The 12,693-nt window shown below is 60.8% G+C and carries 8 protein-coding genes; all 8 read left to right on the forward strand.

The genetic code is table 11. The features are described from left to right. Positions 1-10: 10 nt before the first annotated feature. The 8 genes from tssE to BVK86_RS27515 are packed head-to-tail and all read left to right on the forward strand — an operon-like array spanning position 11 to position 12,691. Positions 11-493 carry a type VI secretion system baseplate subunit TssE gene (gene tssE / locus BVK86_RS27480; protein WP_075949370.1) on the forward strand — a complete coding sequence of 161 codons (483 nt, stop codon included), beginning with the start codon at positions 11-13 and terminating at the stop codon, positions 491-493. Further along, entirely contained in the window at positions 493-2,325 is a 1,833-nt protein-coding gene (gene tssF, locus BVK86_RS27485; RefSeq protein ID WP_075949371.1) for a type VI secretion system baseplate subunit TssF, read from the forward strand. Before tssE ends, tssF begins: the two co-directional genes overlap by 1 nt. After that, on the forward strand, positions 2,289-3,359 hold the full coding sequence (gene tssG, locus BVK86_RS27490; protein WP_075949372.1) for a type VI secretion system baseplate subunit TssG: 1,071 nt from the start codon (positions 2,289-2,291) through the stop codon (positions 3,357-3,359). Before tssF ends, tssG begins: the two co-directional genes overlap by 37 nt. Then, complete coding sequence (tssH, locus tag BVK86_RS27495) at positions 3,356-5,959, forward strand: type VI secretion system ATPase TssH (protein WP_075949373.1); 2,604 nt, start codon at positions 3,356-3,358, stop codon at positions 5,957-5,959. The genes tssG and tssH overlap by 4 nt, the downstream gene beginning before the upstream one ends. A gap of 23 nt (positions 5,960-5,982) precedes the next feature. Beyond that, complete coding sequence (tssJ, locus tag BVK86_RS27500; RefSeq protein ID WP_075949374.1) at positions 5,983-6,738, forward strand: type VI secretion system lipoprotein TssJ; 756 nt, start codon at positions 5,983-5,985, stop codon at positions 6,736-6,738. Beyond that, a complete protein-coding gene (gene tssK / locus BVK86_RS27505; protein ID WP_034150984.1) occupies positions 6,735-8,078 on the forward strand; it encodes a type VI secretion system baseplate subunit TssK in 1,344 nt (447 codons plus the stop codon). The genes tssJ and tssK overlap by 4 nt, the downstream gene beginning before the upstream one ends. Then, positions 8,075-8,788, forward strand: coding sequence for a type IVB secretion system protein IcmH/DotU (gene icmH, locus BVK86_RS27510; RefSeq protein WP_075949375.1), 714 nt, complete (start codon positions 8,075-8,077; stop codon positions 8,786-8,788). Before tssK ends, icmH begins: the two co-directional genes overlap by 4 nt. Before the next feature lie 30 nt (positions 8,789-8,818). Next, the gene (locus tag BVK86_RS27515) at positions 8,819-12,691 is read left to right on the forward strand and encodes a type VI secretion protein IcmF/TssM N-terminal domain-containing protein (protein WP_075949376.1); all 3,873 of its coding nucleotides are present in this window, start codon (positions 8,819-8,821) and stop codon (positions 12,689-12,691) included. Positions 12,692-12,693 lie beyond the last annotated feature (2 nt).

Raw genomic sequence — 12,693 nt, forward strand, 5'->3', positions numbered from 1 at the left:
GGGAGGCAATATGACAAATCAACACAAGCTGTTGCCCTCATTGCTGGACCGATTGCTGGACGATCGTCCGCACCAGTCCATCGAAGCGTCATCGCAACGCTTGTGTTCGCTGGCCGATTACAAGGCCAGCATCGTTCGCGACCTGGAAATCCTGGTCAACACTCGCCAGTCCCTGGTCGCCAACGAGCTGGACGATTTCGTCAATCTGAGCGGCAGCATCCTCGATTACGGCATGCCGGATTTCACCAGCCGCAGCGTGCTTGATCCAAAGGATCGTCTGTTGATTCAGCGGCAACTCGAGAAAGCGATCAGCGACGGCGACCGGCGCTTTCGCAGCGTCAAAGTCCAACTGCTCGCGCAACAAACCGGCCAACGCATGCTGACCTTTCGCGTGGATGCCGTCTTGCGTCTGCAAGACGTCAACCGGCAGGTGTCCTTCGACGCCGTGCTGCAGGTCAACACCCAGGAATACAAAGTGCAGAACCTCAACTGATGCTCGACGATCTGCTGCCCTATTACGAAAAGGAACTGTCGCACCTGCGCTTTTTGGGCCAGGAGTTTGCGAGCCAGTATCCGAAAATCGCTTCGCGGTTGCTCATCGAGGGCGATAACTGCGAAGACCCGCACACCGAGCGCTTGATCGAAGCGTTCTCGTTCCTCTCTGCGCGGGTGCACAAAAAACTCGACGACGAACTGCCGGAAATCGTCGAATCGTTTCTTGAAGTGCTGTACCCGCACTACCTGCGCCCTACCCCGTCGATGTCGATCGTCGAGTTCAACCTGGGCAAGCAGGAAAAAGTTACCGAAGCCTTCCGCGTTCCTCGGCACACAGAGCTCAGTGCCAATCCGATCGAAGGCGTGGTGTGTAAATTCCGCACCTGCTACCCGGTCGAACTGTGGCCGGTGGCGGTGCAACAGGCGTCGTTCATCGAGTTGGAACGCTCGGCGTTCAACGGCCACAGCGCTGACCTGGTCGCGCGCTTGCGCATTGGCCTGGCGGCGACGTCCGATGTGATGTTCGGCAAGATGGAGCTCGACAGCCTGCGATTTTTCCTCGACGGCGAAAGCACGTTGATGCTGCAGTTGTACGAACTGCTGTTCAACAACCTGGCCAAGGCCACGTTGAGCTTCGAGGATCAAGGGCGAAGCCGCGAGGTGGTCTTGCCGGCCAATGCGTTGAAAGCGGTCGGTTACGGCCTGGACGAAGGGCTGGTGGATTACTCGGAGCGTTCGTTCCTCGGGTATCGCTTGCTGCACGAATACTTCACCTTCCCCGACAAGTTCATGTTCTTCGACCTGTCCGGTTTTGCACGCATTCTGGCGGGCAAGGAAATCAAGCAAGTCGAGGTCAATTTCTACTTTTCCGACTACGACCTCAGCGATCGCCTGGCGCGCCTGACGCAAAATATCGGCCGCAATAACTTCAAGCTCAATTGCACGCCGATCATCAACCTGTTCCGCCAGCAGGCCGAGCCGGTCAAGTTGACCCACGCCCAGCACGAGTACGCGGTGACGCCGGATGTGCGTCTGCAAAGCTCGGCTGAAGTGGTGTCGATTGATCGCGTGCGGCGCGTGCGCAAGGTCGGCGGTATCGATCAGGTCGGCACGTGCCATCCGTTTTTCGAACCCCGGGGCGATCAAGGCCCCGGCCAAAGTTTCTGGATTGCCCGGCGCCGCGCCGTGCACACCGGCCAGCGTGACGGCTCGAACGTGTTTATCCGGGTGGTGGACCGCGAACTGGGTTTGCTGGAGGCCAACAACGATACGTTGAGCATCCGCCTGACCTGCAGCAACCGCGACCTGCCGCTGATGCTGCCGTTCGGGGGCGAGCGCGGCGATTTCAATATTCCCGGCAACTCGGTGATCAAAGACATCCGCTGCCTGCGCAAACCTACCGCCACTGCCCGGGTGCCGCTGGGCAACGGGGTGATCTGGCGGCTGATTTCGCACCTGTCGCTGAACCACATGTCGCTGGTCTCCCGTGGTCGCGAAGTGCTGCTGGAGCTGTTGTCGCTCTACAACTACCGCAACGTGTCAGCCATCCGCAAACAGATCAACGGCATCGTTTCGGTGAGCAGCGAACCGGTGGTTGCACGCATCGGTCACCCGCGGCCGAACTTCGTTCGCGGCGTCGGCATCACCCTCAATTTCGATGAAAGCCAATACACCGGCAGCGGTGTGTTTTTGTTCGGCATGGTGCTCGATCACTTCTTTGGTCAGTACTGCTCCATGAACAGCTTTACCCAATTAACCCTTCGCACCTTGCAGCGCGAAAAGAGAGTCGTCCAATGGCCACCGCGAACCGGCGATCAACCCCTGGTCTGATTGACCAGGCACGGGCTGAGCCGCACCGATTCGAGTTTTTCCAATTGGTGCGCTTGCTTCGCCTGCACTACAGCAGAACCGGGCGCATGGACCTGGAAACCCGACCGCACGAAGACCCTTTGCGTTTTCGCTCGCAGCTGTCGCTCAACTTCCCGGCCAGTGAAGTCAGCGACTTGCAGTTCGAGCGCGAAGGCAAAGTGTCGGTGGCCGGCCTGCCGCTGTCCGAGGTGCAGGTCACGTTCATGGGGCTGGTGGGGCCGTCGGGTGTCTTGCCGCGCCCGTACACTGAGTTGTTGATCGAGCGACACATCCAGTACCGGGATGACGCGGCGCACGCCTTTCTCGACATCTTTTCGCACCGCATGACCACGCTGTTCTACGAGGCCTGGCAAAAGTACAAGTTTTACATCGAGTACGAGCGCAACGGCAGCTCGGATTTCGACCGCTATCTGCTCAATCTGGTGGGTTTCGGCCCCGAGGCGCAGAAGCAGAAGTTCGACAGACAAGGCTCGCCCCTGCGTCGTGAATTGTTCAGCTATTTCTCCGGCCTGTTCGCCCAGAAGCCACGCAACGCCTTGAACCTGGAAGTGATGCTCAGCTTCTATTTTTCGCTGCCGTTCAAGGTCAAGCCGTTTGCCGGGCGCTGGCTCAAACTCGATGCCAGCCAATGCACGCAACTGGGCCGCAAGAACGCCGTGCTCGGGCAAAGTGCCGTCGCCGGTAACCGGGTCTGGGATTATCAATCGTGCGTGCGCATCGAGACGGCCCCACTGGAACTGGCTGACTATCAACGCTTGCAGCCGGGCGCCGTCGACTACCAGAAACTGCTGGAACTGGTGCGTTTCTATGTCGGTGCCGAGCTCGACTTCCAGCTGGCGCCCAAGCTCAAAACCCAAGCCGTACCCGTGGCCCGCCTCGGTCGCCAGGGCAACGTTTCGCTGGGCCGGCTCGGCTGGCTCAAACGACCAGGCGTCGACGTGGAACCCTCCCGTTGCGCGCTCTTCCACATTCCTTTTGATGGGGTCTCCCTGTGAACCTGAAGTCCCTGTTCGCCAAGCTGAACGACACCAGCCGCACCGCCACCGAAAGTGCCGCGGCGCTTTGTCTGTCGGAACACCACTACGATGTCGAAGTGGAGCACCTGTTGTTGCAGTTGCTCGACAGCAACGACAACGACCTGCCAGCCATCCTGCGCCATTACGACGTGGTGCCTGAGCGTTTGCAGGCACAATTGGTGACGGCACTGGGGACCTTCAAGAAAGGCAATACCCGCACCCCGGCGCTGTCCCCGCACCTGACCCGCATGATCGAACAGGCGTGGGTGCTGGCCTCCATCGAGTTCGGCCAGGCGCAGATCCGTACCGGTCATCTGCTACAGGCTTTGCTTGATGACGATGAACTGCGCCGGGTGGTGATCGCGGGTGCGGCCGAGCTGGAGAAGATCAACGCCGACGATTTACGGGTGAACCTCAACGCATTGGTAGAAGGCAGTGCCGAATCGAAACAGGCCAAGGCGCTGGACACGTCCGGCGGCGCCAGCGCCAACCCGGTAAAAGGCAACGGCAAAACCCCGGCCCTTGATCAATACACCATCAACCTCACGCAAAGTGCGCGCGAAGGCCGGATCGATCCGGTGCTCGGTCGCGAGTTCGAGGTGCGGCAGATGGTCGACATCCTGACCCGCCGCCGCCAGAACAACCCGATCCTCACCGGTGAAGCCGGCGTCGGCAAAACCGCCGTGGTCGAAGGCCTGGCCCTGCGCATCACCCAGGGTGACGTGCCGTCGGTGCTCAAGGGCGTGGCCATCCACACATTGGACCTGGGCTTGTTGCAGGCCGGTGCCGGGGTGAAGGGCGAGTTCGAAAACCGCCTCAAGTCAGTCATCGAAGAAACCAAACGCAGCCTGCACCCGATCATTCTATTCATCGACGAAGCGCACACCCTGATTGGCTCGGGCGGCCAGGCCGGGCAGAACGATGCGGCCAACCTGCTCAAGCCAGCCCTGGCTCGCGGCGAACTGCGCACTATCGCGGCGACCACCTGGGCCGAGTACAAGAAGTACTTCGAAAAGGATGCCGCCCTGGCCCGCCGCTTCCAGGTGGTGAAAGTCGAAGAGCCGGACGAAGACAAGGCGATCCACATGCTGCGTGGCCTGCTGGCCAAGATGCAGGAACACCACAAAGTCACGGTGATGGACGAAGCGCTGGTGCAGGCCGTGCGCCTGTCCAATCGCTACATCACCGGGCGCCAGTTGCCGGACAAAGCCGTCAGCGTGCTGGACACCGCTTGCGCCCGGGTCGCCCTGGGGCAATCGGCGCAGCCCGGGCCGCTGGAAGACTGCAAGCGTCAGATCGACAATTTGCAGGCGGAAATCTCGGTACTGCAGCAGGAAGCCGCCAAAGGCAGCGACCACGCCCGACGCCTGAGCACCCTCAACGCCGAACTGCTGAACGAACAGCAGACCCGCGACGCCCTCGAGCAACAATGGCAACGGGAACTGCAACTGGTCGAGCAACTGGGTGCCCTCAGCCACCCGGAAAATCAATCACCCGATGCCCTCGAGATTGCCGCCGTACGCGCCGAGCTGATCAGCGTCCAGGGCGAGCAACCGCTGGTGCATGCCCTGGTGGATGGCGGCACCATCGGCGAAGTGATCTCCGGCTGGACCGGCATCCCGCTGGGCAAGATGCTGCGCGACGAAATCGAAACCGTGCAGCGCCTGCCAGCGCTGCTGGGCGAACGCGTGCTTGGCCAGGACCATGCGCTGCACGAAATCGGCAAGCGCATCAAGATTTCCCGCGCCCGCATGGAAGACCCGAACAAACCGATCGGCGTGTTCCTGTTGCTCGGTCCGAGTGGCGTCGGCAAGACCGAAACCGCACTGGCGCTGGCCGACACCCTGTACGGCGGCGAACGCAACGTCATCACCATCAACATGTCCGAGTACCAGGAAGCCCATACGGTCTCCAGCCTCAAGGGCTCGCCGCCGGGTTACGTCGGTTATGGCGAAGGCGGCGTGCTGACCGAGGCCGTGCGGCGCAAGCCTTACAGCGTGGTGTTGCTCGATGAAGTGGAAAAGGCCCACCCGGACGTGCTCGAACTGTTTTTCCAGGTGTTCGACAAAGGCGTGCTGGATGACGGCGAGGGTCGCGAGATCAACTTCCGTAATACCGTGATCATCCTCACGTCCAACACCGGCACCGACCGCATCATGCAGTGGTGCCTCAATGCACAGCCGCAACCGACGCCGGAAGCCATCGTCGAAGGGCTGCGCGACGAACTGAATCAGGTGTTCAAGCCAGCCTTCCTCGGTCGCCTGACCATCGTCCCGTATTACCCGGTCAAGGACGCGATTCTGGAGCGCATCGTCGCCCTCAAGCTGGAGCGCATTCGTCAGCGTTTCGAACGCAACCATCAGGCCGTCCTCAGCTATGACGAGGCACTGGCCAAAGCCATCGCCTCACGCTGCACCGAGGTCGACAGCGGCGCCCGCAACATCGACAACATTTTGTCCAAGACCCTGATGCCGGAACTGGCGCAACGGGTACTGGAGCGCATGGCGCAGGACAAACCGATCCAGAGTTTGAACATCGAGTTGGGCAGCGATGGCGATTTCGCCTATCGCCTGTCCTGACCGGGCATTTACAGGTAGTGGTCATGGATAACAGACATACAGGGAAGCGTTGCGCGAAAGCGGCATGGGCAAAAAGCCTGACGGCGGTGGCGGTGATGCTCGCGCTGACGGCGTGTGGCGTGACCGATCGGGTCAGCAAACGGGTCGACGACACATGGGCCGGCGACATGCTGTTCGATGACACCGAAAAAGTCATCCTGACGTCCGACGGCGGCAACCAGCTCAATCCCGACGCGGCCGGCCAACCGCTGTCCGTGGTGCTGCGTGTCTACCAACTGACTTCGCTTGAACGCTTTTCGTCGGTTGACGCGGACTCATTGTGGGACGACCCGCAAAAAGCACTCGGCAACACCCTGATCGAGAACCGCGAAATCACCTTGTTGCCAGGAATGGGCCAGGTCGACAAATGGCCGCTGAACAAGGCCACGGGTTATGTCGGCGTCGCGGCTTTTTTCCGCACTGACGAGAACAGCCGCTGGAAGGTCGCGTTTGACGCCAACTCCCTGCGCAAGGACGGCATCTGGTTCTCATCCAACGGACTGCGTGTGCTGGTGGACAACAACACGGTGTCCGCCGTCAGCGGCGTCGACGTGCTGAACAAACCCAAGAGCGAAGGACAACTCGCCAAAGCCTCCGCCCTGCCCGACCAACAGGCCCAGCCGACCCTGACCCAACGGGTTCAGGACGCCGTGATCGAAAAAGCCCAGGACGAGGCCGCCGGCTCCGCGCAAAAAGCGCTGGACTCGAAATTGAATTCATTTTTGGAAGGCGCTCAATGAGTAAGCAAAGCCGGGTGATGTGGTCCGAAGGCATGTTCCTTTTGCCACAACATTTCCAGTATCAGGATGAGTTCCACCAGCATCAGCTGGCGCAGGCAACGCTGCGTAACACGCCCTTTCACTGGGGCGTGCAGTTGCTGGAAGTAGACGAGGAAGCCCTCGCCACCGGTTCCCTGCAGCTCAAGCGTCTGAAACTGGTGTTTCCCGACGGCAGCCTGTTCGACGCGCCGCAGCATGATCCGCTGCCGGCAGCCCGCGACTTGAAAGACCTGCTCAAGGGCAACGACCTGAAGGTTTACGCTGCGCTGAAACTGCCTGAGCCCTTCGGCCTGAATTACGTCGAAGACGGCCAGGAGCAAAAAACCGGGCGTCGCTTTCGCAAGCAGTTCGACACCTTGCCGGACCTCAACGAAGGCGACCTGGAAAACGAAATCACCAGCCTGCGCCTGAACGTGGTGATGCTGATCGACGGCGACAATCTGGATGGTTACACCTGGTGCCCGATTGCCCGCCTGTCGCGCAACAACATCGGCGGTTTCAACCTCGACGGGCATTTCGTGCACCCGACGCTGCACCTGGGCACCCATGACACCCTGATCGGTCTGGGCAAGCGTTTGCTCGGCGCCCTGCAATCCAAGAGCAAGGCGTTGTCGGGCCGGCGTCGCGAGCGTGCGGACCAGATCGCCGAATTTGGCTCAAGCGATGTGACCCTGTTCTGGCTGCTGAACACGGTCAACCGTGCCCATCCGAGCCTGGCGCACCTGCTCGCGCACCCGCGTTTGCACCCCGAGCGTTTGTATCTGTTCCTGGCAGAACTTGCCGGCGGCCTGCTGACGTTTTCACTGGATACCCAGCTCAACGACATTCCCGAATACGACCATCACGATCCGGCGGCCTCGCTGGTCAAGCTCGACGAGATGATTCGCGTGCTGCTCGACAACGTCGTGCCGAACCAGTGCGTGGTGATCAACCTGACCCAGACCAAACCGTCGTATTGGCAAGGCCAGTTGCACGACCCACGGCTGGCGGAGGCGGATTTCTACATTTCCGTGCACGCCGACATGCCCGGCGCAAGCCTGCTGGAACTGGTGCCACGGGCATTCAAGGTCGGCTCGCCGGAGGACATCGAAGTGGTGGTCAACAGCGCCATGCCGGGCGTCACGCTCAATCACTCGACCCGCCTGCCCAATGCGATTCCGGTGCGACTGGACAATCACTACTTCTCCATCGAGCCCCACGGCCGGGTCTACGAACGAATGATGAGTGCCCAGGCCATTTCTTTCTATGCGCCCAGCGCGTTCACCAACCTCAAGCTTGAACTGATGGCGGTACTCAAATGACCGAAGCCGTACTGCAAGGCGCCGTCGCGGCTGCCAGTGAAAAACCGACGCTCAAAGACCTGGTGCAGGACTTCATCAGCATGGCGCTGATCGTGCGCAAGGGCCGCCAGGTCACCTCGGTCAGCGCCTTTGAAGCGAGCGTCGACACGTTCTTCAATTCCCTGGAACGCGATGCCCGCAGCGCCAACTACAGCGTTGAGCAGGTGAAGGACACCCAGTACGCCCTGTGTGCGTTCCTCGATGAAAGCGTATTGCGCTCAGAGGAAAACGAATTGCGCCGTCACTTTGAATTGCAGCCTTTGCAGTTCCGCTATTTCGGCGTGCACCTGGCCGGCGAAGGCTTTTACGAGAAGATCGATTCGTTGCGTGGCGACGTCAAACAGAATCTCGATGTACTTGAGGTGTATCACCTGTGCCTGGCGTTGGGTTTCGAAGGCAAATTCACCATTGGGCAAAAAGACCAGCTGCGTTACATCGCCAACACACTGGGCCAGGACATCGCGCGTTTTCGCAAGACGCCCAAGGCGCTATCGCCCGACTGGGCACTGCCAGACCAGGTCTCGCAGATGCTGCGCCATGAAGTCCCCCTCTGGCTCTACCTGGCGCTGATTGCGCTGGTCTGCGTGGGTGTTTACCTGACGCTGGACTGGTTGCTGGGCAAGGATGTAGCCGCGTTGTCCGAACAAATCAGCCAGCTGTTCAGTGCCTGAGCACAGGTCAGGTAACCGAGTCAGGAAGACATGAAAACATTATTGCGTTTGTTGAAAAGCTTTTGGTTCCTCATCCCCGTCCTGTGGCTGGCAAGCCTGGCGGTCAGTTGGTTCGCGGCCCCGCGCGTGAGTTGGCTGCGCGGTTATGCGCTGGAGACGATGGCGATCGTCAGCGCCTTCTACCTGCTGATCATTGTGCTGCGTCAGTACAAGCGTATCCGGGCTGAACACAACCTCGAAAACCTGGTGCAGATCGAAGTTGACCGGTCGCTCAAAGGCGCCGGTGAGTTCCGTGACCAGCAAGTGCTGCGCGAACGCCTCAAGCACGCCATCGCCATGCTGCGCGCCGATCGCTCGGCCGGTGGCGGCGGTTCGTCGGCACTTTACGATTTGCCGTGGTATCTGGTCATCGGCATGTCGGCCGCGGGCAAGACCTCGTTGCTGACCCGCTCGGGGCTGTCCGCCAACATTGCCAGCAGCGCCAACGACACCGAAAGCGGGACGCAGCACTGCGATTGGTATTTCAGCCCCGAGGCCGTGATGATCGACACGGCCGGCCGTTACCTGCGCGACGACCCGTCGGCCAGCGAATTCGCCGCCTTCCTGCGCATGCTGAAAAAACAGCGCAGCAAGGCCGCGGTCAATGGCCTGGTGTTGGTGGTCAGCCTGCCGGAACTGCTGGCCTGCAGCGTGGCCAAGCGCAATGAGCTCGCCGCGCAACTGGTCTCGCGTATCGAGGAATACAACGATTGCCTTGAGGCCAATCCACCGATTTACCTGATGCTGAGCAAGACCGATCAACTGCCGGGGTTCAACCAGGCGTTCGAAGGCCTGGACCTGAACGAGCGCCAGCAACCGCTGGGCATGACCTTCGGTTTGTCCGAGATCCGTAGCCAGGGCCTGCGTCCGGTGCTGGACGCCAAGCTGGCCAACCTGCACAGCCACATCCGTCGTCACGTCGACGCGCAAATGATTGCGTTGGGGGCCGATGCCAACAGTGCATTGCTGAACTTCCCGAACTATTTCGCCGAGTTGTCGGGCGTGCTGGAGCAGTTTCTCCAACACTTCGCCGAGAGCCGTCGCAGCGGCGCGCCACTGTTGTTGAGGGGACTGTATTTCACCAGCGCCTTGCAGACCGATCAGCAACTGAGCCAGGTGTATGAAGACGACCTGGCCGAGTCGTTCGCCCTGCAACCGGAGCAGGGGCAACCGGAGCCAAGCACCGGCCGCAAGATCAGCGAGCGCAGCTACTTCATCACCGATACGTTCCGTCGGGTGATCTTCCCCGATCGCGACTTGACCGTTTACCAGTCGCGGTTCGGCAAGAACAAATCCGCCAGCCCTGCCCTGCTGGGTCTGGCGGTGCTGGCGGGTGTGGCGTTCATTGGCTGGCAGATCCTGTCGTTCCAGAACAACCGCCAGTGGCTGGCGACACTGCGCGAGCAACTGACCGAACTGCACCAATCGCCGGACAGTGCGCGGTTACTCGCCTCGGGGCACGGCCTGGAACTGCTGCGCGAGCAACTCACCACTATAGAGAAGCACCGCGCCAAAGGCGTGCCGCTGCAACTCGGCGCCGGCCTGTACCGGGGTGACGATGTTTATCGCGTCGCACAGACCGCCTACTTGCAGCAACTGCGCACTCAGGCCCTGGAACCGATCACCCTGCAACTGCAATTGCAGATGCGCGCGTTCAATGAGTTCGCCAAAACCATGGACCCGCAGAATAACTTTGCGCCTGCGACGGCCAAGGCCGGCTCAGCCAAAGCCCGTTTGCAGGGGCAAAAACTGCCAACCCGCCTGAACAACCTGCCGCGCAGTACCGGTGATGTAGCCAGTCGCTTGAACGGGGCTGCCAGGGGCGCCGCAAACCAGGTTCGCGGCGAAGCACTGACAGCACTGCGCAACCCGGCTACCGCGAGCGATGCCGCTGAACTGTCGGCGACGACCGGCGGGCTTTCGCTGTCCGAAGAAATGTTGGGCCGACTCGATGAACGCCAGGTCGCTTCGATTATCGAATCGTACAACGCACTCAAGTTGTATCTGATGCTGACCCAACCTGCGACCCATCCGGATCCGGAATTCGTGAGTGCGGCGCTGCCAGTGGCCTGGGCCAAGACCGCCAGCACCGACAACGCGGTCAGCAGTGCGGTGATTCAGGACAATGCGCCGGTGTACGTGCAATTGCTCAAGAGTGGTCAGGCGCCGACCTTGTCGCGCAACGAGCAGTTGATCAGCGAAACCCGCAACAGCCTGAAGTCGTTCATGATTTCCAGTTCGCTGGTAGACCGCGAATACCTGCGTCTGCAACTGGAATCGAGTCGCCAGTTTCCGGCGGTCGGCCTGAGCGATCTGGTGCCCTTGCCGGGCCGTCAATTGCTGTACGGCACAGAAGCGGTCCCAGCGATTTTCACCCGTCAGGGCTGGGAGCAATTCGTCAAGCCGGAGCTGATCAAACTGGTGTCCGGCAACCTGCAGAATGAATCGGACTGGGTGCTCGACGGCGAAGGCGCCGACAGCATTGTGCAGAAGGCCAATTTCATCCGTGAGTTCATGGCGCGCTACAAGCGCGATTACACCCAGGCCTGGTACACCCTGATCGACAGCGTCGGCGTTCGCCACTTCACGGACATGGCCAACGCGACTCAACAACTGTCGCTGCTCAGCGATGTGCAGAACTCGCCGGTGAAGATCCTCCTGGCGGCGGTCAATGACAACACCCAGTGGGATGTCCCTGCCCCCCGCGAAACCCTGCAGGCAGGCATCAAGCCCGATGACGGATTCTGGAGCAGTGTCAGCGGCATTTTTGATGGCAAGAATGCATCGCCAAGCTCACTGATTTCGCCATTGCCGGCGGTTGACGACGGCAGCCTGGCCAAACGCTTCGAGCCGGTGTCGCGGGTGTTCGCCGTGCAAAACGCCGAAGGTGCCGACAGTACGATCATGGACCGCTACCTGGCGGGCTTGCGCAAACTCAAGGTGCGGATGAACAACATCCAGCGCTCCCAGGACGTCGGTAAAAGCAGCAAGCAGCTGATCAGCGAAACCCTTGAAGGGCTGCCAAGCGAAGTGACCAGTGTGCGCAACTATGTCGAGACCACCGTCGACACCAGTCAGGGCGGCTTGTCCACTGCGTTGCAGGGCCTGTTCAGCCTGCCGATCCAGTTTGCCTGGGAAACCTTGCGTGACCCTGCCGGCCAACAGATTGCCAAAGCCTGGGCACAGCAGATCGCCAAGCCGTGGGAACAGGTCATGGCGCACCGTTATCCGATCGCGGCAGGCAGCCGCAACGAAGCGTCGGTCAAGGACCTGCAGCGTTTCGTCGACCCGGAATCCGGCCTGCTGCCAAACTTCAAGCGTAACGAAATCGGCAACCTGTCCGGTGGCGAAGGCCTGGGCATGAGCAGCGACAGCAAGGCAACGCCGCTGGTCAACCCGAACATGGTCAACAGCATCGACAAGGCCAGCTCGTTGGGCCAGGTGATTGCCAGCCTGTCGGACCGTGACAATGGCTTTGAAATCATGCTCGAACCCTCCGCCAGCCTGACCGACATCATCTTCACCCTCGATGGCCAGGTGCAGCACTACCGTAACGGCAAGACCAGCTGGAGCCGCTTCTCGTGGCCGGGCACAACCACCACGCCGGGCGCGCGCCTGGATGTGGTGACCCTGACCGGCGAGCGCCTCACGGTGTTCGACTACCCGGGCCGTTGGGGCCTGCTGCGCATGAACGACAGCGCACGGGTCAGTGATCTGGACGGTATTCAACAACGTTTCAGCTGGAACACCAGCAGCGGCCCGGTCAGCCTCGCCGTGCGCAACTACGGTGGCGTCAAGCTGACGGACCTGGGCAACGTCAAGGCCTTGAGTGCGCTCAACGCCAAAGAAGGTCGTCCGCTGTGATA

Source organism: Pseudomonas reinekei (assembly GCF_001945365.1).
In the GTDB taxonomy this organism is placed as follows: Bacteria; Pseudomonadota; Gammaproteobacteria; order Pseudomonadales; family Pseudomonadaceae; genus Aquipseudomonas; species Aquipseudomonas reinekei.

Bases quoted from the DNA above. Each gene is read 5' to 3' on its own strand.
- tssE (WP_075949370.1), top strand. From the start codon at position 11: ATGACAAATCAACACAAGCTGTTGCCCTCATTGCTGGACCGATTGCTG.
- tssF (WP_075949371.1), top strand. From the start codon at position 493: ATGCTCGACGATCTGCTGCCCTATTACGAAAAGGAACTGTCGCACCTG.
- tssG (WP_075949372.1), top strand. From the start codon at position 2,289: ATGGCCACCGCGAACCGGCGATCAACCCCTGGTCTGATTGACCAGGCA.
- tssJ (WP_075949374.1), top strand. From the start codon at position 5,983: ATGGATAACAGACATACAGGGAAGCGTTGCGCGAAAGCGGCATGGGCA.
- tssK (WP_034150984.1), top strand. From the start codon at position 6,735: ATGAGTAAGCAAAGCCGGGTGATGTGGTCCGAAGGCATGTTCCTTTTG.
- icmH (WP_075949375.1), top strand. From the start codon at position 8,075: ATGACCGAAGCCGTACTGCAAGGCGCCGTCGCGGCTGCCAGTGAAAAA.
- BVK86_RS27515 (WP_075949376.1), top strand. From the start codon at position 8,819: ATGAAAACATTATTGCGTTTGTTGAAAAGCTTTTGGTTCCTCATCCCC.